Raw genomic sequence first — 23,873 nt, forward strand, 5'->3', positions numbered from 1 at the left:
GGTCGACCGCGAGGCCCTGCCCGACCTCGACCCGCGCGTCCTGACGGTCAACGCCGCCGAGCCGTACCGGCTCAAGCTCTCGTGCATGCGCCTGAAGATCGAGCACACCGCGCAACGCGTGGTGAACGGCCGACCCCACACGCCGGGCCACGACTACGCCGACCGTGCCGAGCTGCTCGCCGACCTCGAGCTGATCGACGCGTCGCTGCGCGCTCACGGCGGCGAGATCATCGCCGACCGCATGCTCGCCGACACCGTGCGCACCGCGTCGCTCGTGGGCCTCCACCTCGCCAGCCTCGACATCCGCGAGCACGCGGACGCGCACCACCACGCCGTCGCGCAGCTCGTCGACCGCGTCGGCGAGCAGCCCGGACCCTACGCCGACCTCGACCGCGCGGCCCGCCGCTCGCTGCTCTCGACCGAGCTCTCGTCGCGTCGACCGCTCAGCCCGCAGCCGCCCGTGCTCGACGAGGACGGCGCCCGCACCTACGGCGTGCTCGAGGTCGTGCGCGAGCTGCAGGAGACGTACGGCCCCGAGGTCGTCGAGACCTACATCGTCTCGATGACGACCGGCTCGGACGACCTGCTGGCCCTCGTGGTGCTCGCCCGGGAGGCCGGGCTCGTCCAGCTGCACGGCGACGCACCGTTCTCCCGCCTCGACTTCGCGCCGCTGCTGGAGACGATCGAGGAGATCCGCCGCGCCGGGACCGTGCTCGACGAGCTGCTCAGCGACCCGTCGTACCGCCGCGTCGTGGCGCTGCGCGGTGACGTGCAGGAGGTCATGCTCGGGTACTCCGACTCCAACAAGGCCGGCGGCATCACGACGAGCCAGTGGGAGCTGCACCAGGCGCAGCGGGCGCTGCGCGACGTCGCGGCTCGTCACGGCGTGCGGCTGCGGCTGTTCCACGGCCGCGGCGGCACGGTCGGTCGTGGCGGCGGACCCACCTACGACGCGATCCTCGCCCAGCCGTTCGGCGTGCTGACGGGCGACATCAAGTTCACCGAGCAGGGCGAGGTCATCAGCGACAAGTACGCGCTGCCCGTGCTCGCGCGCGAGAACCTGGAGCTGTCGATGGCGGCCGTGCTGACCGCCTCCACCCTGCACACGAAGGCGCGCCAGGGGCCGGACCAGCTGGCCGAGTGGGACGCCACGATGGAGCTCGTCAGCGACTCCGCGTACGCCGCGTATCGCAAGCTCGTGGAGGACCCGAGCCTGTTCGACTACTTCGTGCACTCGACCCCCGTCGAGCAGCTCGGCGACCTGAACATCGGCTCGCGCCCCTCGAAGCGTCCGGGCCAGGGCGGCGACATCACGGCGCTCCGCGCGATCCCGTGGGTCTTCGGGTGGACGCAGTCGCGTCAGGTCGTGCCGGGCTGGTTCGGCGTGGGCAGCGGGCTGCGGGCCGCGCGGAAGGCGGGCCACGGCGACCGGCTGAAGGAGATGCTGCAGGACTGGCACTTCTTCGCGACGTTCATCTCCAACGTCGAGATGACCCTGGCCAAGACCGACCTCGACATCGCCGGCCACTACGTCTCCGAGCTCGTGCCGACCGAGCTGCAGCCGATGTTCGACGTGATCCGCGCCGAGCACGCCGTGACGGTCGAGGAGGTCCTGCGCGTCACCGGCTCGAAGCGGCTCCTCGACCACCAGCCGGCCCTGCGCCGCACGCTCGAGGTGCGCGACGCGTACCTGCAGCCGCTGTCGTTCGCGCAGGTCGACCTGCTCGCGCGCTCCCGCAAGGACCCGGAGGCGCTCGACGAGGGCCTGCGCCGGGCGCTGCTCATGACCGTCAACGGCATCGCCGCCGGCCTCCGCAACACCGGCTGACCCCCTCCCCCAGATTTGCGCCGAGTTGTGCGGTTTCGCATCACCGTTTACGCACATCTCGGCGCAAATCTGGGGGAGGCGGCTGGGGGGCTACGATGCGCGGGTGACCGTGCTCGCCGTGCTGCTGGGCCTCTTCGTGATCGCGACGATCGGTCTCGGAGTCGTGGCGATCGTGCTGCGGGTCAAGCTGGGGCGAGCCCGCGCCGAGGTCGCCCGGCTCGAGGAGGAGCGGCTCATCGTCGCCGCCCCCACCCGCCGTCGCCCGCCGCGGGCGATCCGCCGCGCGACGTACGCCGTCAAGGCCGTCGCCGAGACCGCTGACATGCTCCGCACCCACGGCGTGCAGGCCCTCGTGGCCAGCTCGATCGACGACCTGACGCAGTGGCTCCGCGAGGACCGCGCCGCTGTCGAGCGCGCGACCGCCCCCGACGGCACCGTGACGATGTTCTTCTCCGACATCGAGGGCTCCACCGAGCTCAACGTCTCGCTCGGCGACCGGGCCTTCGTCAAGGTGCTGACCCGTCACGACGAGGTGATGCGCGCCGCGATCGAGCAGCACCACGGCGAGGTCGTGAAGACGCAGGGCGACGGCTTCATGGTGGTGTTCCGCTGGCCCACCGACGCCCTGCGCGCCGCGCTCGACGTGCAGCACCGGCTCGCGACCGATCGCGGACGGCTGCGGACCCATGCCGTGCGCGTGCGCATCGGCGTGCACCGCGGTGCGGTCGTGGCGCGCGACGGCGACTACTTCGGCCGGAACGTGGCCCTCGCGGCGCGGGTCGCCGCGGAGGCCGAGGGCGGGGAGGTGCTCGTCAGCAACGACCTGCGCGAGGCCCTGATCGACTCCACCGAGTTCGTCTTCGACGACGTCCGCGAGGTCGAGCTGAAGGGGTTCACGGTCACCGAGCAGCTCTGGCGCGTCGCCCCCTCCCCCGACGACCGCTAGGCGGACGCTGGCTCAGGAACCCCCTTCGAGGCTCCTGCGTCGCACCTCAGGGGGCGAACATCTTCCCGCCCCCTGAGGTGCGAGGAACGAGCCTCGAAGGGGGTACGCCAGCCATCGCGCGTCCTCGGTCAGTTGACCTGGCGGGCGCTGTCCTTCCAGAACTCCTGGCGGAGCTTGAACTTCTGCAGCTTGCCGGTGGCGGTGCGGACGAGCTCGTCGCGGAACTCGACCCGCTTGGGGCACTTGTAGCCCGCGAGGTGCTGGCGGCAGTGCGTGATGAGGTGCTCGGCCGAGGGAGCGTCGCCGTCGGGGTCGACCACGACGAGCGCCGTGACGAGCTCGCCCCACTTCTCGTCCGGGATGCCGATGACCGCGACCTCCTTGACCGCCGGGTGCGACATCAGCGCGTCCTCGACCTCGATCGACGAGACGTTCTCGCCGCCGGTGATGATGACGTCCTTCTTGCGGTCGGCGATCGTGACGTAGCCGTCCTCGAAGGTGCCGCCGTCGCCGGTGTGGAACCAGTTGCCGGCCTGCGCCTCCTCCGTCGCCTCGGGGTTCTCCCAGTACGACGCGAGGTTGTGGTTGGACTGCGCGAGCACCTCTCCGGTGTCGTCGACCATGACCCGCACGCCGACGGCCGGCGCACCGGCGCGACCCAGGAGCCGGGCCTGCTCGGTCGCCTCGAGGTCGTCCCACTCCTCGCGCATCCGCGACATCGTCAGCAGCGGCGCGGTCTCGGTGAGCCCGTAGATCTGGATGAACTCCCAGCCGAGCTCCTCGCGGACGCGCTCGATCGTGCGCGTCGGCGGCGGGGCACCCGCGACGATGATGCGCACGCGGTCGCGGCCCGGGACCGCGCCGTCCCAGTCCTTCGCCGCGTCGAGCGCGGCAGCGACGACGGCTGGGGCGGCGCAGAGGTAGGTGACGCCGTGCTTCTCGATGCGGCGCAGGATCTCGGTGCCGTCGATCTGCCGGATCACGACGTGCTTCACGCCCATCGCGGTCGCCGCGAACGGGTGGCCCCAGCCGTTGGCGTGGAACATCGGGAGCGTGTGGAGGTAGACGTCGCGGTCGTTGACCGAGGCCTGCCAGCCGAAGACCGTCGCGTTGAGCCAGTTGTTGCGGTGCGTCAGCTGCACGCCCTTGGGCCGCGCGGTGGTGCCCGACGTGTAGTTGATCGTGGCGGTCGCGTTCTCCTTCGAGGTCGCGTCGGCCTCCCAGGGGCGCGGCTCGGCGGTCGAGCCCCAGATCTTGTCGTCGTCCTCGCCGAGCACGAAGACGTGGTCGACGTCGAGCTCGTCCTTGAGGTGGCGCAGGTCCGGGTCGACCATCACGACCTGGGCGCCAGAGTGCTCCACGATGTACTGGATCTCGGCGACCGCGAGGCGGAAGTTGACCGGCACGAGCACGCGGCCCCAGCCCGAGACGCCGTAGAACGAGCAGAGCATGCGGGCCGAGTTCTGCGACACGATCGCGACCCGCGCCCCCACCGGGACGCCGAGCTCGTCGAGCGTGGCGGCCTGCGCGCGGGCGCGTCGGCCCAGCTCGGCGTACGTGATCTCGCCCCACGACTCGGCCGGTTGCACCGGTTCGTCGACGACCGCGATCCGGTCGGGGTAGACCGTGACGGCGCGGTCGAGGAAGTCACTCACGGTGAGGGGGAAGAACACGGGTACCTCCAAGGGGCGTGGTGCGGCTCACACAGTTCTATCGTGCCGTGCGCTGCCGAGAGGTTGCACGCCGACCGGGCGCGACGAGCGGCGCGGATTGTGCGGTGGGCGGCGCCCGCGCGCCGGTCGGTACGGTGCGGGGATGTCCTGGGAGACGATCTTCACGAGCAACATCGGGCCCGACGACGCCGCGGCGTACGGGCGGCTCGTCCGGAACCTGCGCGACGTGCAGGACCGGTTCGCGTCGATGAGCTTCGATCGCGCCGCCGTCGACGCGCTCTCGGCGGACCTCGAGCAGTGGCGCGAGAAGCTCGACGCGCTGACCGGCCCGGAGTCCGAGCAGGTCAACGGGCGGGTCACGAGCCTGCCGGTGCGCGGGCACGCGATGGTGCCGGAGCTGCGCGTCACGTCGGCGGGCGGCGGACGGGTGGACGGGACGGTCACGTTCGGGCGCTGGTTCATGGGCGGCGGGATGGCGGTGCACGGCGGGGCGGTCGCGCTGCTGTTCGACGAGGCGCTCGGGATCCTGGCCTCGGTCAGCACGAAGGCCATCACGCGCACGGCCTACCTCCACACCGACTTCCGCGCGCTCACCCCGATCGATGTCGAGCTGCAGGTCGCGGCGTGGGTCGATCGGATCGAGGGCCGCAAGATCTTCCTGCGCGGCGAGATCCGCCACGGCTCGGTCGTCTGCGCCGAGGCCGACGGCATGTTCCTCCGCCTGCTCCCCGAGCAGGGCCTCGGCCGCCGCACCGACACCCCCTGAATCCCCTGGAGCGGTGACTTAGTCGCCTATCCCGCCCGTGAGCGGTGAGTCTGTCGCCTCATGAGGCTCCCGATAGACGACTAGCTCACCGCCACCACCGGGATAGGCGACTAACTCACCGCCCAGGGTCGGGGGTGGGGGTGAGGGTGCGGAAGGTGCGGTCGAGGTGGAGCAGGGGGGCGCTGGGCGGGCCCAGCAGCGTCGAGGTGACGTCGACCAGCACCAGCACCGAGTCGGCCACGGGGATCCGGTCGCGGACCGAGCCGGCCAGGCTGACGACCGCGTCGGGCAGACGCGGCGCCGCACCCGCGGGCAGCAACCATCCCTGGTCCGGCGTGAACCGCGGTGCCCCGCTCCGCGCGAAGTCCGCCGCGAGCTCGGCCCGCCGCGCGGGCAGCACGTGCACGGCGACCTCGCTGGCCTCGAGCAGGGCCCCGGCCGACCTGGTCGCCGACGACAGCGAGAACGACAGCACCGGCGGCTCGGCCGAGACCGACGCGAGGCTCGAGACCGTCAGGCCGACGGGCCCGTCCGGCGTCGCCGCCGTCACGATCGCGACCCCGGACGGGTAGAGGCGGAACGCCTGGCGGAGCCACGCGGCACCGTCGACGCGCCCCACTGCGGTGCCGTTCACGTCGCCGGCACGATGAGGCCCGCGGTCTGGGTGCGGGCACGGTCGAACCGGTCGGCGACGTCCTGCCAGTTCGCGAGCTGCCAGAACGCGGCGACGTAGTCGGCCTTCACGTTGAGGTAGTCGAGGTAGAACGCGTGCTCCCACATGTCGAGCATCAGCAGCGGCACGACGCCGACGGGCACGTTGGCCTGCTGGTCGAACAGCTGGAAGATCGTCAGCCGCTGACCGATCGAGTCCCAGCCGAGCACCGCCCAGCCGGAGCCCTGGATACCGGTCGCGGTGGCCGCGAAGTGCTTCTGGAACGCGCCGAACGATCCGAACTGCTCGGCGACCGCCGCCGCGAGCTCGCCCTCGGGCTCACCACCACCCTCGGGCGAGAGGTTGTGCCAGAAGACGGTGTGGTTCGTGTGGCCGCCGAGGTGGAAGGCCAGGTTCTTCTCGAACAGGTTGACGTCCGCGAGGTCCTCGCGGTCGCGCGCGTCGGCCAGCGCCTCGAGCGCGGCGTTGGCTCCCGTCACGTACGCCGCGTGGTGCTTGCTGTGGTGGAGCTCCATGATGCGACCGCTGATGTGCGGGTCGAGCGCGCTGTAGTCGTACGGCAGCTCGGGCAGGGTGTAGACGGACACGTCCGTTCCTCTCGTCGATGTCCTTCGACGGTAGAACCTCAACTGCGCTTGAGGTCAAACCTCCGAGGACGTGAGGAGCGGCACGTAGGGTAGGGGCCGTGAGGCACCTTCCCCGAGCCCTGGCCGTCGCGATCCTGGTGCTGGGCACCGCCCTGAGCCCCACGGCGGCGTCGGCGCACGACGCCCTGCTGGAGGCCTCGCCCGCCGACGGTGCCGCGCTGGGCCCTGACGACCCGCAGGTCGCCTCGTTCCGGTTCAGCAACGACGTCTTCCCGACCGCCGCGTTCGTCTCGATCACCGACCCCGCGGGCGCCGACGTGTCGTCCGGCGACGTCGTCGTGGCGGGCGACACGGTCACCCGCGACTTCACGGCCACGACCGTCGGCACCTACACCGCGTCCTACCGCGTCACCTCGTCCGACGGTCACCCCATCGAGGGCGGCGTCACGTTCACCTGGGACGGCCCGACGGCCGAACCGACGGTCGATCCGGACGACGTCCCGGCCGAGCAGCGAGGCGAGGCCGCTGCCGGCAGCCCTGCCGAGGACGATTCGAGCGACTCCAGCACCGTCGCGCTCATCGCGGTCGCGATCGCCGTGCTCGTCGTCGGCACCGCGGTCGCGCTCAGCGCGTCACGGCGCCGGCGGCGGAGCGAGGGCCCGTCGGGCCCGCACAACGACGTCGACTGACCCGGCACTGTGAGGACGGTGGGGCTCCCCGCAGCAGCCCACCGTCCTCACCTCCGCCGGTCCGAGGCGGCCAGCCGCCGGTCCCCTGACACGGCCCGGGTCACGTGGCCCGGGCCGATGCTGGGCCGCTCTGCTGGATCGACGAAGTCTGGGGCGCCGGGCTCATGACGCACCGGCGAGCGGGTCGGCCGGGAGCCGCGCGAACGCCCGGAGCGCGAGCCGCGCGTCGCGCTGCGCCTCGGGGACGCGTCGCGGTCGGAAGACTCGGCCCGACACGAGCACGACCCGGCTGTCGAGCGCGATCCACCAGGCGCGGCCGTCCTCGTCGGCGACGTCGATGACCCGCAGCTCGGCGTGCCGTCGCACGATGTCGCGCAGGTCCTCGCGGATCGCCCGGCGTCCCGAGAAGTTGCGGGCGCGGACCGCGCGGGCCACGCCGTTGGGCTCGACGACGGCCCACGTGGCGGCGCCGGGGCGCGAGCGCCGCGCGGAGGCGAGCTCGGTCGCGGGGCCGGCCAGGTCCTCGGGCGTCATCGCCAGGATGCGCTCGCGCAACCTGGCCCGGGCGGCGCCGCGCAGGTCCTCGACCGTGTCGATGACCTCGATGCGGCTGGACACCGACGCCACGTGCTGCACCTCAACCACCGACGGCCGCGGCATAGGCGTTCGCGCGGGACGCGATCTGGTCGACGTAGGCGTCGGAGTGGTTGTAGCTGAACACCGCGCGGCGCCACTCGGACGGCGTCGTCGTCGACCCCCCGTGACACAGGTACCGGACTGCCGCGAGCGCCGCGTCGTCGATTTGGTGCGGGTCGGAGACGCCGTCGCCGTTGCCGTCGGCACCCCAGCGCGCCCAGGTCGAGGGGATGAACTGCAGCGGACCGACGGCACGGTCCCACGCGGTGTCGCCGTCGAGCTGCCCGCCGTCGGTGTCGCGGATCGCCGCGAACCCCTGCCCGTCGAGACGGGGTCCGAGGATCGCGGGGCGGGCCCAGCCGTCGGGGTCGATCGCGCTGCCGCCGTGCGTGCCGTGACCCGTCTCGGTCGCCCCGATCGCAGCCACCGTGTTCCAGCCCAGGCCGCACTGGGGCGACTCGTCCGCTGCCACGAGCGTCGCTGACGCGTAGGCCGCGAGCGCACGGGGCGGGATGCCCGTGGCCGCGGCGGTGCTCGCGAGCCAGGAGGGATCGATGCTGCGCTGCGGCCCTGAGGCCGTCGGCGCGCCGGTCGTCGTGACGACGTCGGCGGAGGTCACGACCGGGGCGTCCCCCGTCGCGACGGGCTCGACGCGCGACAGCTGGGTCGCCAGCACGACCGTCGTCGCGAGGAGGGCGACCGCGGCGATTCCGCTCACGATCGAGGCGATCGACGCCAATCGGCTGGGCGGCGGGAGCGGCTCGTGCTCATGCATCGGGCGTCTCCGTCGTCGTCTCGCGCAGGACCTCGAGCGTGACGCTGACCCCGAGACGCAGCACGGTACCGCTGCCGGGCTGCGTGCCGACGACGGAGGTCCCGGAGCCCGGGGCGCCGGCGCTCTCGACCACGACCGGCACGAACCCGGCGGCCTCGAGCAGGGCGCGGGCCTCGCCCACCGTGCTGCCCGCGACGGCCGGCACGACGTTGGAGCCCGACGCGACGTCGAGGTCGACCGCCGATCCCGGATCGACCTTGGTCCCGCTGGCCACGGAGCTCGCGACGACCGTCCCCGAGAGCTCGGCGGACGGGACCCGACGGGTCACCCCCACGGCGAGGCCGGCCGCGCGCAGGCGGGCCTCGACCTCGGTCAGGGTGCCGTCCAGCACCGGCACCGCGACGGAGTCGTCGACGGGCTCCTCGACCTCGGCGACGGGTGTCGTCACGACCGGCTCCGGCGTCGGCGCGACGGAGGGCGTGGGCGTGGTCTTGGCGAGGGCCGTCGTGGAGTCGCCCCCGGCCAGGCCCCACACCATCGCGACGATCAGCACCAGCGCCGCACCGATCAACCAGCCCGTCCCGCCGAAGCGGCTCTCGCGGAACTCCTCGTCGTAGGGCGGGCGCGCCGCTGCGGCCGCAGAGGCTGACGCCCACGCAGCGACGGCCGTGGTGCGCCCCGCGGCCGCCGAGACCGCCTGCGTCGCCGCCGCGTCTACCGCCACGGTGTCGCTGCCGAGGAGGCGCGCGACCGCGGCCCCCATCGCGGCCGCGGAGGCGAAACGGCGGTCGGGCGTCTTCGCGAGCGCCGTCGCGACGACCGTGTCCAGCGGCCGGTTGCGCGGATCGCGGGCCGACGGCACGGGCACCGGCGCCTCGACGTGCGCGCGCAGCACGTCCTCGACACGGTCGCGCACGAACGGCGGCTCGCCCGTCAGCAGGAAGTGCAGCAGCGCCCCCGCCTGGTAGAGGTCGCCGGCTGGACCGACCGGCTGACCGCTGGCCTGCTCGGGCGACATGTAGTGCACGTGCCCGACGACCTTGCCCGATCCGGCGTGCGTCCCGGCGGCACCGAAGGCCGACGCGAGGCCGAAGTCGACGAGACGCAGCCGACCGTCGGCGTCGAGCAGCACGTTGTCCGGCGCGACGTCACGGTGCACGAGCCCGATCGCGTGCGCCGCTCCGAGGGCGTCGAGCACCTGCCCGATCGCGGTCGCGGCGGCGCGGGGCGACAACGGCCCGTGCTCCGCGACCCACGCCGCCAGGCTGGGGCCGGGCACCAGGTCCATCGCGAGCCACGGCTGCACCAGGCCCGCGCTGTCGTGCCACCCGTGCGCGTGCACGCGGGCGACGTTCGGGTGGTCGAGACGTTCGGCGACCTCGGCCTCCCGGGCGACGTCCGAGCGCAGCTCCGCACCCACGTGGGCGTGGCCGATCTTGACGGCGACCTGATCACCCGTGAGCCGATCGAGCGCGACGAACACGGCCGCCGAGCCGCCCACCCCGAGCAGCTCGCCGACCTCGAAGCGCCCGCCGAGCAGGGGCCCGGACCAGCCGTCGGTGGACATGACTCAGCCGAACCGCCCGTTCACGTAGTCGTGCGTGCGCTGGTCGCGCGGCTCGCCGAACATCGCGTCCGTGTCGCCGTGCTCGACGATCACGCCGGGCGTGCCCTGGCTCGCGAGGAAGAACGCACAACGCTGCGAGACGCGGGCCGCCTGCTGCATGTTGTGGGTCACGATGACGATCGTGACCTCCTGGCGGAGCTCCTTGATCGTCTCCTCGATGACGCGGGTCGACGTCGGGTCGAGCGCGGAGCACGGCTCGTCCATCAGCAGCACGCGCGGGCGCACCGCGAGCGAGCGCGCGATGCACAGGCGCTGCTGCTGACCCCCGGAGAGGCCGCCGCCCGGCGAGCGCAGGCGGTCCTTGACCTCGTTCCACAGGCCTGCGCTCGTCAGGCAGCGCTGGACGAGCTCGTCCTTGGTCTCCTTGCCCGCCTTGACGCCCGTGAGCTTGAGCCCCGCGACGACGTTGTCGTAGATGCTCATCGCCGGGAAGGGGTTGGGCTTCTGGAAGACCATGCCGATGTGCTTGCGCGCGTCGGTCAGCTTGCGGCTGCGCTCGTAGATGTCCTCGCCGTCGAGCTCGACCTCACCGGCCAGGCCCGCCGAGGGCACGAGCTCGTGCATGCGGTTGAGGATGCGCAGGAAGGTCGACTTGCCACAGCCCGACGGGCCGATCAGGGCCGTCACCTCACCCGCCGCCATCTCGAGCGAGACGCGGTCGAGGACCTGGTGGGTGCCGAACCAGGCGGAGATGTCCCGGGCCACGAGGCTCGACAGCGGCGCCTGTGGCTGCGGCTGGCTGCCCGGGGACGGCGGGAGGAACGGATCGACCGCGGTGGTGCCGACGGCGTCGGCAGCGGCGATCGAACCCGCGGTCGGCGGACCCGAGGTCACCGCGGCGGCTGGCGGCGGAGCATGGACGCCCGAGGCGTGCTGGCCCTGCGCCGGAGCAGGGAAGAGGGAGTCCAGGGGCTGGGGGGCCGGGACGGAGTTCGGGACGGAGTTCGGGACGGACATGGGTACCTCGGTCGGTCGGGGGGAGGACATCACAGGAGATTCGGCAGGGCGTTCATGACGGCGTCGGCCGTCGCGGCGGCGAGCGTGACCACGACCGGGACACCGATGATCCAGGCCGGACCACGACGCCACCGCAGCCACAGCGCAGTCATGCCGGCGATCGCGGCCAGCAGGAAGGTGCCGGCGAAGAACGCCGTGAACCAGGCGGACCCGTCGTGGCCCATCGCGCGCTCCTCGGCCGGGAGCGCCTCGACCGACATGACCCGGGTGGGGGTCTCGACGGTGGGCGAGGTCAGCTCGGCGTCGACGTGGAGGGCTCCGCTGGGGAACAGCGGCAGGCCGTCGGCCGTGACGAGCTCGAGGCGGCCCTCGCCCTCGCCCGGGATGGGCAGCTTGTCGTCGCCGTCACGACGCAACCCCGACACCGTGAAGGTGTGCGTGCCCTGGCCCGTGGTCACGGTGATCGTGTCGCCGGGCACCAGGCGCTTGAGGTCGGCGAAGGGGGCGCCGTAGGTCGTCTGGCGACCCAGGATCACGGCCGTGCCGTTCTGACCCGGCATGACGCTGGAGCGCTGGTGCCCCGGGCCGGAGCGCAGCAGGTCGGAGGTCGTTCCCTCGCCCACGACCTCCTCGATGCCCAGGCGCGGGATCTGCAGCAGCGCCACGGGCGTGCCGGCCGCGACGAGCTTCTTGTCGAGGTCGAGCTGGCCCACCGGGGTCTCGGCCTTGGCCAGGCTCGAGCGGAGCTCCTCGTACTGCAGCGACTGCGCCCGGTCGTGCTGGATCGAGCTGAAGACCGTCACGTGGGTGATGAAGCCCAGCAGCAGGAGCGAGAGCGACAGCAGCGCGGCGCCGCCCCACCAGCGACCGGCACGCGGGGCGCGCGTCACCGGCGCACGGCCGGGCCGCCGCCCGCGCAGGCGCGGCGGGACGGGCGGCATGGCCGGGGGCACGGCTCCGGGCGCCGGCGGCGGGACCGGCGGTACCGCCTGGGTGGGCGCGTCGGAACGGGGGTCGTCGATCAGCGTCACGGGTGCGCTCCCGTCGGCACGGCGTTGCGGCGGACCGAGAGCGCGGCACGGATGCCGAGCCCGGCCAGGCCGAGGATCAGGAGCGCCGCGACGATCCACCAGATCCACAGCGGGAACCCGCCGCCAGCCTCGTCGTCGTCCGACGCGGGATCGCCCACGACCAGGACGCCGACGAAGATCTTGCTGCTGGACCAGCCGGTGAGCTGGAGCGTGTGCCGTCCGGGCTCGGTGTCCTCGGGGATCACGATCTCGGCACGGTAGGAGCCCTCGGCGTCGACGGCCTCGTTGCTGAGCAGCACGGGTTCGGAGAACAGCACCATCTGGGCCATCTCGCCGGCGGTCAGGCCGGTCGCCCGGGCGACGACGGTCTCGCCCGGCATCACGAAGTCACGGTCGAGGATCAGCTTGTCGCCGCGGCCGGGCTTGCTGCCGATCGCGGGCTCACCCGACGCGGCCCCCTCGGGAGCGGCCGGGGCGTCCGGAGCGGCAGCGGAGCCACTGCCCGAGCCGGAACCCGAGCCGCCGCTGAAGCCACCGCCGGTGTCGGAGCTGCCGGGGGTCGTCGGGACGACAGGTGCGGCGGGCAGCGGCGGCGTGGTCGGAGCCGGGGTGGGGGCGGGCGGGATCGTGACGGCGACGTCGGTGTCGCCGTTCTGCGCCAGGGCGGGCGAGACCGCGAAGCCCACCGCGACCGCGACGACGAGCACGACGGCGAGCAGGCCGCGACTGCGGCGCGCGCTCATCGCGGCTCCCCCGTCTGGCCGGCGAGGGTGGCGGCGCGGACCTGGTCGGCGTAGGCCGACAGCTCGGCGGCCATCAGCTCGTCGTCGCGACGACGCCGGATGCGGCGCCACACGAGGAAGCCGCCTCCGGCGACCAGCACGAGGACGATCGGCCACGGCACGGCCCAGGCGATCGCGCTGGCCGAGGTCGCCTCGGGCAGCGGGTCGCCCTCGAGGCCGTCGGCGGCGACGGGGGTGACCTCGATGCTCGCGAACTGCAGGACCGTGGGCCAGGTGTCGGGCACGTCGACGACGACGTGGGCCGTCTCGCCCGGCAGCAGGTTGGACACGGGGTCGGGGGTCAGCGTCCCGAGCTTCAGGCCGAACGGTCCGGAGACCGTGACGGCCGACTCGACCGAGACACGGGTGTTGCCGGTGTTCTCGACGTCGAAACCGACCTCGGTGGCGCCGGCGACGGTGGGGTTGATCCGTCCGTCGTAGCTGGCGACGTCGCCCTTGACCGCGACGCCGGGCTTCAGCTCGCCGTCGACGCGGACGTAGATCCGGCTGCCGACGCGCTGGGCGAGGTTGACCTGTGAGGTGTCCTCGGCGCTGCTGGACTCGAGCGACGCGACGACACCGGCGCCGTGGTCGCCCGGCGTCGCGTCCGCCGGGATCGTGATCGTGAAGGGGAGGTCGGCGCGCTGCCCGGCCGGGATCGTCACCATGACGCCGAGGGTCAGGGCGCAGTCGCGCTCGGCCTGGTCGTCGGTGTCGGCGCACAGGGCCTTGCCGGAGTCGACGCTGGTCCAGGCACCCAGGTCGGTCGAGGCCTGGTCGGCGTCGATCAGGGTGAAGTTGCCGGTGTCGTACTCGGTCATCGCGTCGGCGGCGTGGACGCGGAACGTCAGCTCCTGGTCGGAGTAGTTGCTGATGGAGACCCAGTCGCTGATGGTCGTGCCCGGCGCGACGGCGTACTCGTAGCGCGGCCGCCCGTCGGGGCCGGCCGAGGTCGACGGCTGGATGCTCCACTCCGCGACCGGAGCCTCGCCCTCGCGGGACACGGGCGCAGCGGTGGCGACGGTCGCCGAGACGATCAGGGCGAGGCCGAGCGCCGCGATCAGGCGGAGCGGGCGGAGGTGGGACATCGGGGTCTCCTGGACAGGGGGTGGAACGGGGGCGGGCGCCGGGCCCGGCACGAGGTGCGTGCCGGACCCGGCCCCCAGGGTGGTGCGGTGGTGCGGTCGATCAGATGAGCGTCAGCGTCAGGGTCGCCTTGTACGCACCGGCGGCCGTCGAGGACGACGGAGCCTTCAGCGTCAGACCGGCCTTGACCTTCGTCTCGGTCCCGGCGACACCGGGAGCCGCCGAGGCCAGCGTGCTGCCGGCATCGGTCAGGCCGGTGCCGGCCAGGACCGGGTTGCCCGCGGCGCCGGCGTTCGCGCTCGCGTCACCGACGAGCTGAGGCGTCCAGCCGAGGTTCGACTTGGCGATCGTCTTGGTGGAGTCCGCGGTCTGGACGAAGTTCGTCACCTTGCCGTTGAGGTTCCAGCCCACACGGTTCGCGCGGTAGTCGGCGACCGTGACCTCGCCCAGGTTGCCCGTGGCGACCCAGTCGGTGCCCTCGAGCAGCGGCGTGCTGAGCGCGACCGTGCCGGGCGTCGTCGTCAGCGTCAGGCCACCCGGCGAGGCCGGGATCGTGACGGTGATGTCGGTGTCGCCCGTCTGCGGCGCGACCGGCTGGGCGACGGTCGTGACCGTCGTCGAGGCGTTGGCGGTCGAGTCGTTGTACAGCGCGTCGCTGCCGCCGACGAAGCCGGCCGTGAACGTGTACTGCTTGCCCGCGGAGAGGACGCCCGTGGTCCAGGTGGCCACGCCGTTGGTGGGCGTGACGTTCTGGCTCACGGTCGTGGCACCGGCGGCGGTGCCCTGGAACGCGACCTGGCCGGTCGCGTCCGTGGCGGTGGAGCCGTCGGCCTTCTTGACGGTGGCCGTGAGGGTCACGCTGCCGTCGGCGTTGGCCGTGCTGCCGCTGAACGCGACGGTCGGCGTGGTCTTGGCCGGAGCGACGGGGCCGACGTTGGCGATCTTCGCCCACGAGCGGTCCGCGTTGATCTGGATCCAGACCGAGTAGTACTTGTCGGTCGCGGGCACGTAGGTGTCCGTCGCCTGGCAGGTGTGCTTGATCTCCCAGACACCGGCCGGCAGCTGCGTGGCGTCGGCGACGGTGAGCTGCCACGCCTGCGACCAGGCGTAGTCAGCGGTGCGGTGGATCTTGGCGTCGCTCGGGCTGAGTCCCAGCGTTGCGCCGGCGGCCAGCGTGTCGGTAGCGCGCGCACGCGCGCCGACCTGCTGGACGACGCCGGAGGCGTTCGTGGCCGTGAGACCCGAGCGCTGACGGAAGCCGGTGGGGCAGATGGCCCCGGCTGCGGTGTCGACGGTGGTCCACTGCTGGGACTCGACAGTCAGCGAGGTGCCGCTGGTCTTGTCGAGGATGAGGTCACCGAGACGGTTGGGGTCGGACGTGTCGGCCTGGGCCGGCGCGCCGACCGCGAGGACGCTGCCGACGAGCGCGATGCTCGCGACCGCGACGAGGCGGGAAAGTCGCTTGGACATGATGAGCAATTCCTTCTGTGGAGTGTGGACGTCGGGCCTCAGGGCGCGACGTAACCGCTCTTGTAGGTGGTGGTGTTGCCGCAGTTCGTGATCGCACCGAAGCCGTAGAGCGAGAGGACGGCGGGCACGGAGCAGATCTCGGAGTCGGTACCGACGAAGAAGTCACGCAGGAGCGTGTCCTTCGGGCCGGTGCCGGTCAGACGCGCGGTCTCGACGACGTTGAAGACCAGACGGGTCATCGTGAAGTTCGGGTTCAGCTTGAACTGCGCGGTCAGGGGCGAGATGCCGCCGACCGAGCCGAGCGTGACCGAGTGCGTGTCGATCGTGTTGGGCACGACGGCGTTGTCCTGGGCGATCCAGGCCGCGACCGAGAACGGCACGACCTCGCCGACGGCGTCGATCTGGGTGCCGTCGTTCTCCTGCAGCGTCGGCAGGCCCGGGATGAGCTGGGCCTCGGTGACACCGATGGAGGACAGGAAGAAGCTGCGCGTGCCCGATCCGGCCTGCGGCAGGATCGGCTTGTAGGTGCGGGTCGCGCCGCCGGCATCGACGAACGTCGTGATCTCGCCCTTGTAGATCCCGGCGATCTGCGCCGTGGTCAGGTTGGACGGGACCGACTGGTTGCCGAGGTTGGCGTACGCGTAGCTGACGGCGTCCCGCGCGAACGGGATGTAGGTCAGCTGGGTGCCGGGGGCGCTGGACGACGGCGCGCTCGAGGAGCGGGCGAAGTCGAGCTGGCCGGCGATGCTGACGCCGCCCCAGAGGTAGGTGCCGGTGGGGTTGATCGAGGCCGTCAGCGCCTTGACGCCGTTGGTCGAGCCGTTCGGGCGGTTGAACGTCGGACCCGAGGCCGAGACCTTGATCGTGGCCGAGCCGGTCGCGTCGTACGACGCGATGACCCGGTTCAGGGAACCGTCACGCAGGGTGGTTCCGTAGCTGTTGAGGACGCCCTGGGTCGTGTCGCTGCCGGTACCGACGAGCTGCCGGTAGTCGGTCGGCGTCGTCGGGTCGGCCGAGGCCGGACCCGCAGCGAGCGCGAGGGTGGCGCAGAGGGCTCCGACGGTGCCGAGCAGCACCGCCGGACGAAGGAGCTTCATGGTGTGGTGACCTCACTCGTTACACTGATGACTTCACGAACTCGCCCGACGGGCGAGCGGTTGACGCCCGTGCTCGGCCACTGATTCATTCCACTGATCAGCCGAGCACGGGTGTCGTCGTTGTCGGGCCCGAGACCGACGACGAGATCGGGGGTTCCCGCGAGGGAACGGGGTCGCAGGGCGATCACAGGACCGCCCTCCGTCGCATGAGGACCGGCGACCCGAGAGCGCCGGCGAGTCCGAGCAACAGCGTGCAGCCGAGAGCCAACGCCACCGGGTTGGCGACGTTCTCGGTCTTCCCGCCGGGATCGACGTCGGTCTTCGCGATGACGGTCTCGGCGGCCGAGCCCGGCGCGGCGAGGACCGGGACGTCGGCGGCGTCACCGAAGGACTCGGCGAATCCTTCGCCGTCGACGAAGCTCTCGAGGTCGTCCTCGCCGCCGACCGGCGGCGGCACGTACGTGCGCACGGTCTGGGCGATGGCCTTGGTGCGCTCGATCGCGGCGGCGTCGAGCGGCAGGTAGCCCGGCGGGAGCTCGCCGATGCCGGTGCCGGAGACCTGACCGCTCGTGGCGACGTACTCCAGGAAGTTCGCGTACGAGGCGCGCAGCTCCGGGGTGCTCTTCTGCAGGTTCACCGCGGAGTACGTGATGAGCGTCAGCGGGTAGGCACCGGCGCCGACCTTGGCCGGGTCGACCACCGAGACACCCGGCGTGCTCGTCGCGACGGCCGAGGCGACGGCCCGGGACATGCCAGTCTCGTCGGGGCGGGCGAAGACACCCGGCTGGTTCGGCAGCTGCAGCTGGGCCTGGTTGAGCTGGTAGTGCAGCGCGGTGGGCGAGTCGATCAGGCCGTTCAGGTAGGTGTCCCACGGGAAGCTCAGGCCGTTCGCGCGGTACCGGCCCGGGGTCACGGTCGGGCCGTTGAAGTACGACCCGTCCCACTCGGTCTTGGACCCGGTGTCGGCGCGGAAGACCAGCGACGCCGCCTGGTGGTAGTTCTCGGCGTAGGGCCACGCCTGCAGCGAGTCGTAGCGCAGGGTCTGGTTGAGCTGCAGCTGGATGACCCGGGGCATCAGGGTGTCGTCGGACTTGCCGATCGTGTCCATCGGCGTGTCGCACAGGCACAGCGGCGAGCCGTCCGGCTTGATGAGGCCGACCTTCGTGAAGGCGCCGGGGACGGGATCGAGGCTCGTCGACAGGCGATCCGGGCTCGTGTTCTCCTGCATCGTCGGCACCTGGGCGTTGGCCGCCCCCTTGGGCAGGAAGTAGGGGTTGATCCGCATCCCCCACGGGTCGGCGTCGCCGGCCAGGAAGGCCCGCGCGTCGTTGTCGGCCTGCAGGTAGGCCCACACCTGGCTGATCGCGTCCGAGCCCGACGGGCCCGTCACGATGAGCTGGCCCTGGTCCATGTTGGCCGGGACGTTCGGGTTGAGCGCCGTGAACTCCGGGTCGCGGCTCAGGTACAGCGGGTTGGTGTTCCAGCCCGGCACGGGGTCGATGTTGCGGTAGAACGCTCCACCGCCGAGCGCGCCGTAGGACTGGGTCAACATCTTGGCGATGAGCCGCGGGCTCAGCTTGATGTCGGTGACGACCTGCCGCTCCTTCGACGCGATGAAGGCGATCGAGACGGCCGAGACCGTGGTCGGCGCGTAGACGATCGCCGCGTCGCGGAGCTGCTGGGCGCCCTCCTCGTCCAGGCCCTCGGCCGTCGCCGGACGGTTCGTCATGACGAACGTCGATCCGCCCGCGACGAGCTGGTCGCGCGCCGTGGCGTCGGCGACGGTGTTGAGGGTGAACGCCGTGCCGGCCGAGGAGCACAGCTGGCGCTGCCAGGACGACATCGCGGACGCCGCCAGCTCGGTGCCCACCAGGCGGACCTCCTGGCTGCCGGCCGCGCACGCGCTGCGCACGGGCTGGAAGTCCAGCGGGACGACGACGCGGTTGGCCCAGTAGTCGCAGTCCGGGTTCACCGGGGAGCCGAGCTGGGCGACCTGCTCCTCCGGGATGCCCAGGCCGGGCAGCTGGCACTTCTCCGTCGGGGTGCTCGCGTGCTCGCCGCGGGGCACGACGACGAGCCAGCAGCGGTTGGAGCCCCCAGCCGTGCTGCCGCCGCAGTTCAGGTGCGGTGCGGTGGCTGCGGACTGGGTCTCGAAGCCGAACGTCGCGGTGCGGTCGTTGCCCACGAGCCCGAGCTGCTCGTTCGAGGTCGTCGGGGCGAAGAGCTGGTCGACGCGGGTCACGCCGGCCGGCGGCTGTCCCAGGCCGATGGGCAGGGAGGAGTACATCGTGCCGTCGGCGGAGCGGAAGGGGACGTCGACCTCGGTGCCGCCACGGGTCACGGGCGAGCCGGCCGGGCCGAGCTGCGTGAACGTCGAGGCCTGCTGCGGCGAGGCGGCGTAGCCCGCGGCCCCGAACTGGCAGTTCTGGTAGAAGTCGGCGGCGGCCGGGTCGCCCCAGCACTGCATCGCCTGCACGAAGTTGGCGCCCACGGTCACCGGTCCGGTGCCGAGGTTGAGCTGGCGCGTCGGGCCCGGCATGCCGGTGACCGTCACCCCGACGACCTCGTCGGTCAGGTTCTTGGTCTTGGACACCGTGACCTTGAGGTCGTCGAAGTCGCCGAAGTGGATGCTCTCGGGGCTGCGCTGCGGCTGGAAGGCGGCGGCCGAGCTGGTGTCGCCGTTCCAGCTGATCGTGATGGCGCTCTCGCTCTCGCCCGCGGCGTCTGCTCCGGGGGCAGCGGCGACCAGCATCGCCACGAGGCCGAGCGCCGACAGTGCGGCGACGACGGATCCGAGGCGGCCCGTCCAGCGGAGCTCACGATCGGTGATCACCACGGCGGGGGCACCCCCGAACGGCGTGCGCGCCGACGGGTGCCCGCCAGCGGCGGCACCATCGCGAAGATCAGCAGGGCGGCACCGACCGTGACCATCAGGACCGTCAGCGGGATGCCGAGGCCCTTCTCCGGCAGCGACTGCGGGTCGGCGACGGCCACCACGACGTCGGCGTCGGCGCCGATCTCGCTGCCGTCACCGGCGGCGGCCTCCCCGCCCGGACCAGCGGCGGCGCCGGGGCCACCCGCTGCGGCGTCGTCGCCGCCGGCGGCACCGTTCGACGTCGCCGTCTCGGTGTCCTGCGCGCCACCCGTGCCCTTGGTGCACTGGATCGGCCCGACCTTGTCGCAGTCGGCCGGCAGCGGCGCGGTGTTCGCCAGGCGGTTGGAGCCGTCGGGGCTGAACGTCGGGTTGTTGCACTGGTTGATGCCCTTGACCTGCGGGTCGCCGCCCGGGATCTTCAGCATCTGGGCCTGACCGGCCTGCACCAGGTTGATCGGCAGCGGCGAGTAGCCGAGCGTCTCGGCCTGCTGCTGGCCCTCGCACAGGAAGTACGAGGCGAAGTCGGCGAGGGTGCGGCCCTTGCCGGCCGAGAAGCCGTAGTCCGACGTGGTCGGCACGATCATGTACGAGTACGACGACAGCGGGTAGGTGCGCGGGTCGGTCGAGTTGTAGACGCCCGTGAGGTTCTGCGTCAGGTAGTCCCGCGAGCTCGGGTCCTCGTTGATGCGCGAGCCGAGCAGCGCGACCGCGACGTTTGAGGCCGTCGGTTCGGTGTAGTAGCCGCCCGCGTTCAGCACCTTCGCGACCGGATAGCGCGCGTTGAGGGCGTAGGAGTACTCCACGTAGGTGATCGAGCCGACGCGCTGCGGGTTGGCGACGTAGCCGGCGACCGAGTTCGAGCCGCTCTGGCCGATCGCGCGCGAGCCGGCCACGATCGGGAAGTTCGAGGTGATGCCGCAGCTCGAGCCGCGGCCCGCAGCCTGGCAGAACTTGTTCCAGACGTTCGGGTGCTGCTGACGCATCCAGGTCGTGAACTGGGCCGTCGTGCCCGAGCCGTCCGAGCGCACGACCGGGACGATCGGGATCGCCGGCAGCTTGAGCCCGGGGTTGTCGGCCGCGATCGCCGGGTCGTTCCAGACGGTGATCTGGTTCGCGAAGATCTTGGCGACGACCTCGCCCGAGAGCCGCAGGTTCGTGACGCGGCGGCCACCGATCTGCAGGTTGTACATGAACGCCGTGCCACCGGCGACGATCGGCATGTAGGCCAGCGGACGCGTCGGACGCGGGTCGGCGGCGTCGCTGCCGGCCAGGTCGTAGGGGATCTCCGAGACGGCGAAGTCCTTGGTGCCGTTGGCGAACTCCTGGCGGCCGGCCGAGGAGCCGTTGGCGCCGAAGCTGATCTTCCACTGGTAGTTCGAGAAGACGTTGCGGATCCACTGGTCGAGCGCGTTGGACGACCACGTGGAGCCGGCACCCGAGATGGGGGCGTGCGCCGCGGCGGCGTCCGCCGGACGGACCGTCGCACCCTGGATCACACCGGTCAGCACCAGGACGATGCCCAGTGCCGCCGCGACCTGGCGGCTGGTCGAGTGGCGGGTCATCGTCGTCTCCTGGTCGAGCTGTGGGCCCGCGGGTCGAGGAGCACGTGGCCCTCGCGCGCCGCGAAGCGGATGACGTCGCTGCGCGACTGGCGCTGACGGCGAGCGGCCTGGCGGGGCGAGAGCTGACCCGGGCCGCGGCCGCCGATCACGCGGGCGACGACGAACAGGATCAGCACCAGCAGCATCAGCACCGCAGCGGCACCGAAGCCGCGCGCGACCTGGTTGGGCTCGGGGCTGCGCACGAGGTTGAACGTCGCCAGCGGCAGCGAGACCATCGGTCCCTCGAACGGGTTGTGGTTCATGTAGGTCGTGTAGCCGGCGGTCAGCAGCACCGGGCTCGTCTCACCGATGCCACGGGCGGTGCCGAGGATGATCGCGGTCGTCAGACCGGATCGCGTGGTCGGCAGGACGACGTGCCAGACCGTGCGCCACTGGCTCGCCCCCATCGCGAGGGCGGCCTCCTTGAGGTTGCCGGGCACCAGGCGCAGCACGACGTCGGCCGCGCGGATGATGATCGGCAGCATCATGATCGTGATGGCCAGGCTGGCCGCGAAGCCCGACTGGCCCATCCCGAACGTCACGATCCACGTCGCGTAGATGAACAGGCCCGCGACGATCGACGGCAGTGCCGTCATCGCCTCGACCACGGTCCGCACCAGGCGGGCGAACGGGCCGGGCACCTCGCTCAGGAAGACCGCCGTGAGGACGCCGAGCGGGATCGAGATCGCCAGCGCGATCGTGATCTGGATCAGCGTGCCGACCATCGCGTGCAGGATGCCGCCCTTGTCGAGCGGGTCGATGGGACCCGCGGCCGACAGGTCGGTCGTCCAGAAGTTCAGGTTCACCAGGGCGTCGAAGGCGCGGGCGAAGGTGAAGATGATGACGCACGCCAGCGCCGCGAACAGCAGCATCGCGATGGCGTGGGCGAAGACGCTCGCGACCTTGTCCTTCATCGCCGGGCCGCCGTCGTCCATCGCGACCAGCACGACGTAGAAGAGCAGGAACAGGACGAACGAGATCGCGACGAAGCCGACGGCGCCGCGCAGCGGCATGACCTGCGTGAACAGCCAGGCGGCGGTGCAGATGCCAGCGGCCAGCGCACCGAGCAGCCGGATGACGTCGTCGCGGTGCAGCGTCGAGAGGTTGCGCCGCGTCTGCGGGGGCTTGGTCGCACCCGGCGCCTCGCCGTCGCGGCCGGGCAGGTGCGTGCTGAACAGCGTCGGCTCGTCCGGACGCTCCAGGAGCTCGGTCATCATCCCTCGCTCTCGGCGCCGGAGCGCGACCGGGCGATCACCATGGACGCGCCGAAGTTGATGACCAGGGTCATGAGGAACAGCGCGAGGCCGGCGGCCATCAACGCGGAGAGCTCGAACTCGCTCGCCTCGTTGAAGCGGAGCGCGACGAGCGACGAGATCGAGTTGGTGCCCGTCTGCAGGATGTTCGGCTGGATCACGAAGACCGGCGAGATCACCAGGTAGACCGCGATGGTCTCGCCCAGGGCCCGGCCGAGGCCCAGCATCGTGCCGCCGATGATGCCGCCGCGACCGAACGGCAGGACGACCGCCGTGACCATGCCCCAGCGCGTCGCGCCGAGCGCCAGCGCGCCCTCGCGCTCGCCGACCGGCGCCTGGCTGAAGGCCTCCCGCATGATCGAGGAGGCGATCGGCGTGACCATCAGGCCGACGACGATGCCGGCGATGAAGGCCGAGGCGGTGAAGACCGTCGTGGTCGAGAGCGGGTCACCCGGCTCGAAGCCGTCGACGTCGAAGATCGGGATCCAGCCGAAGTGGGTCGAGATCCACTCCGCGATGGGCAGGATCGCGTCGGTCAGCCAGAGGAAGCCCCAGAGGCCGTAGACCACGCTGGGGACCGCCGCCATGAGGTCGACGATCGTGATGAGCGAGCGCTTGAGGCCGCGGGGGGCGAACTCCGAGATGTAGAGCGCCGTGCCGATCGACAGCGGGACGGCGAGGACGATCGCGATCGTCGCGATCGTGACGGTGCCGAACAGGACCGCGGCGATGCCGAAGTTGCCCTCGTTGGGCGACCAGGCCTCGGTCGTGATGAAGGCGGTGCCGGCGTCGGTGATCGCGTCGAAGCCGCGCACGAAGAGGAAGACGCCGACGAGCGTCATGATCGTGAGGACCGTGAGTCCACCACTGCGAGCTGCCGCGCGGAACAGGATGTCCTGCTGTCCCCGGACCGTCGTGAGCCTGCGCGGAGTCGCCGAGGCGGCCGCGCGGTGCTCGATCACTTCAGTGGGCATGATGCTCTTCAATCAGGGGTGTCGAGGGCGGCAGGGAGGACGACGGGCGCTCCGGACGAGACCTCCGTCCGTGGCTTTCCTGCCATGACCCGCGCTCACAGTAGGAACGCGCTCACGGCGGTACAACCGACAAGTCGGCGTCGCGTGGCGTCTGCGACGTGCCTGCTCGGTGAACGCTCGGTGAAGGAATCCGGGTTGCGTCCGAACGGCGCCCCGCGGGCTCCTACGCTCCTCTGCCCGTGCGCGCCCGGGCGTCTCCCCGACGCGCACAGGGGTCACCCAGGGTGCTGGAAATCCGGGCGAAACCGGGCCTGGCCGAGAGGTCGCCCAGACCTCCGGCAGGTGAACCGCCGTTCATCCTCGTCCCGAGAAATAACTGAGGATCCCAGGCCGAAATGATCCTTTCGGATGGTGTCGCATGGCCCGGTCGCCGCCGGGCGGGTGGTGCGTCGGTAGCACCGCAGCACCGCCTCCTCGGGACGTCCGACCCGGCCCGGACGGGCTAGTCGGTACCCGCGGGAACGACGACGGCGTCCGACGGCGGGTG

General features: G+C 72.0%; 20 protein-coding genes. 4 read left to right on the forward strand and 16 right to left on the reverse strand.

Annotation, left to right across the window (positions count from 1 at the left end; all coding sequences use genetic code 11):
- The coding region (locus ABD127_RS12465; protein ID WP_344201967.1) for a phosphoenolpyruvate carboxylase at nt 1–1,828 on the forward strand (1,828 nt) is incomplete at its 5' end.
- A 103-nt stretch (nt 1,829–1,931) separates the two neighbouring features.
- A complete protein-coding gene (locus ABD127_RS12470) occupies nt 1,932–2,774 on the forward strand; it encodes an adenylate/guanylate cyclase domain-containing protein (RefSeq protein WP_344201970.1) in 843 nt (280 codons plus the stop codon).
- A 128-nt stretch (nt 2,775–2,902) separates the two neighbouring features.
- Here the strand turns inward: ABD127_RS12470 and ABD127_RS12475 are convergent, their stop codons facing one another.
- Nucleotides 2,903–4,447: an AMP-binding protein gene (locus ABD127_RS12475; RefSeq protein ID WP_344201973.1), complete on the reverse strand. Its 1,545-nt coding sequence runs from the start codon at nt 4,445–4,447 to the stop codon at nt 2,903–2,905.
- Nucleotides 4,448–4,589: 142 nt separating this feature from the next.
- Here ABD127_RS12475 and ABD127_RS12480 point away from each other — a divergent pair, with 142 nt between their 5' ends.
- Complete coding sequence (locus ABD127_RS12480) at nt 4,590–5,213, forward strand: PaaI family thioesterase (RefSeq protein WP_344201975.1); 624 nt, start codon at nt 4,590–4,592, stop codon at nt 5,211–5,213.
- A 115-nt stretch (nt 5,214–5,328) separates the two neighbouring features.
- Here ABD127_RS12480 and ABD127_RS12485 read toward each other — a convergent pair whose 3' ends face one another.
- Nucleotides 5,329–5,847: a flavin reductase family protein gene (locus ABD127_RS12485; protein WP_344201977.1), complete on the reverse strand. Its 519-nt coding sequence runs from the start codon at nt 5,845–5,847 to the stop codon at nt 5,329–5,331.
- Nucleotides 5,844–6,473 (reverse strand): superoxide dismutase, encoded by a 630-nt coding sequence (locus ABD127_RS12490; protein ID WP_344201980.1) that lies wholly within the window; start codon nt 6,471–6,473, stop codon nt 5,844–5,846. The genes ABD127_RS12485 and ABD127_RS12490 overlap by 4 nt, the downstream gene beginning before the upstream one ends.
- Nucleotides 6,474–6,571: 98 nt before the next feature.
- Here ABD127_RS12490 and ABD127_RS12495 point away from each other — a divergent pair, with 98 nt between their 5' ends.
- Nucleotides 6,572–7,162 carry a copper resistance CopC family protein gene (locus ABD127_RS12495; protein WP_344201983.1) on the forward strand — a complete coding sequence of 197 codons (591 nt, stop codon included), beginning with the start codon at nt 6,572–6,574 and terminating at the stop codon, nt 7,160–7,162.
- A gap of 162 nt (nt 7,163–7,324) precedes the next feature.
- Here ABD127_RS12495 and ABD127_RS12500 read toward each other — a convergent pair whose 3' ends face one another.
- From ABD127_RS12500 to pstC, 13 genes are all read right to left on the reverse strand, one after another.
- Nucleotides 7,325–7,789 carry a hypothetical protein gene (locus ABD127_RS12500; protein ID WP_344201986.1) on the reverse strand — a complete coding sequence of 155 codons (465 nt, stop codon included), beginning with the start codon at nt 7,787–7,789 and terminating at the stop codon, nt 7,325–7,327.
- Nucleotides 7,790–7,799: 10 nt separating this feature from the next.
- Entirely contained in the window at nt 7,800–8,573 is a 774-nt protein-coding gene (locus ABD127_RS12505) for a lytic transglycosylase domain-containing protein (RefSeq protein ID WP_344201989.1), read from the reverse strand.
- On the reverse strand, nt 8,566–10,140 hold the full coding sequence (locus ABD127_RS12510; protein ID WP_344201991.1) for a protein kinase domain-containing protein: 1,575 nt from the start codon (nt 10,138–10,140) through the stop codon (nt 8,566–8,568). Before ABD127_RS12510 ends, ABD127_RS12505 begins: the two co-directional genes overlap by 8 nt.
- 3 nt (nt 10,141–10,143) lie before the next feature.
- Complete coding sequence (gene pstB / locus ABD127_RS12515) at nt 10,144–10,917, reverse strand: phosphate ABC transporter ATP-binding protein PstB (RefSeq protein ID WP_344202622.1); 774 nt, start codon at nt 10,915–10,917, stop codon at nt 10,144–10,146.
- A gap of 269 nt (nt 10,918–11,186) precedes the next feature.
- A complete protein-coding gene (locus tag ABD127_RS12520; protein ID WP_344201994.1) occupies nt 11,187–12,188 on the reverse strand; it encodes a sortase domain-containing protein in 1,002 nt (333 codons plus the stop codon).
- Entirely contained in the window at nt 12,185–12,931 is a 747-nt protein-coding gene (locus tag ABD127_RS12525) for a hypothetical protein (RefSeq protein ID WP_344201996.1), read from the reverse strand. Before ABD127_RS12525 ends, ABD127_RS12520 begins: the two co-directional genes overlap by 4 nt.
- On the reverse strand, nt 12,928–14,058 hold the full coding sequence (locus ABD127_RS12530) for a WxL protein peptidoglycan domain-containing protein (protein ID WP_344201999.1): 1,131 nt from the start codon (nt 14,056–14,058) through the stop codon (nt 12,928–12,930). Before ABD127_RS12530 ends, ABD127_RS12525 begins: the two co-directional genes overlap by 4 nt.
- A gap of 100 nt (nt 14,059–14,158) precedes the next feature.
- Nucleotides 14,159–15,526: a hypothetical protein gene (locus tag ABD127_RS12535; protein WP_344202002.1), complete on the reverse strand. Its 1,368-nt coding sequence runs from the start codon at nt 15,524–15,526 to the stop codon at nt 14,159–14,161.
- Between the two features lie 38 nt (nt 15,527–15,564).
- Complete coding sequence (locus ABD127_RS12540; protein ID WP_344202005.1) at nt 15,565–16,623, reverse strand: substrate-binding domain-containing protein; 1,059 nt, start codon at nt 16,621–16,623, stop codon at nt 15,565–15,567.
- A 184-nt stretch (nt 16,624–16,807) separates the two neighbouring features.
- Nucleotides 16,808–19,459 (reverse strand): hypothetical protein, encoded by a 2,652-nt coding sequence (locus tag ABD127_RS12545; protein ID WP_344202008.1) that lies wholly within the window; start codon nt 19,457–19,459, stop codon nt 16,808–16,810.
- A complete protein-coding gene (gene pstS, locus ABD127_RS12550; RefSeq protein ID WP_344202011.1) occupies nt 19,453–21,060 on the reverse strand; it encodes a phosphate ABC transporter substrate-binding protein PstS in 1,608 nt (535 codons plus the stop codon). Before pstS ends, ABD127_RS12545 begins: the two co-directional genes overlap by 7 nt.
- A complete protein-coding gene (gene pstA, locus ABD127_RS12555; protein ID WP_344202014.1) occupies nt 21,057–22,313 on the reverse strand; it encodes a phosphate ABC transporter permease PstA in 1,257 nt (418 codons plus the stop codon). Before pstA ends, pstS begins: the two co-directional genes overlap by 4 nt.
- The gene (pstC, locus tag ABD127_RS12560; protein ID WP_344202016.1) at nt 22,313–23,326 is read right to left on the reverse strand and encodes a phosphate ABC transporter permease subunit PstC; all 1,014 of its coding nucleotides are present in this window, start codon (nt 23,324–23,326) and stop codon (nt 22,313–22,315) included. Before pstC ends, pstA begins: the two co-directional genes overlap by 1 nt.
- Between the last annotated feature and the right edge of the window lie 547 nt (nt 23,327–23,873).

The organism is Aeromicrobium alkaliterrae, from assembly GCF_039529015.1.
Taxonomy (GTDB): Bacteria; Actinomycetota; Actinomycetes; order Propionibacteriales; family Nocardioidaceae; genus Aeromicrobium; species Aeromicrobium alkaliterrae.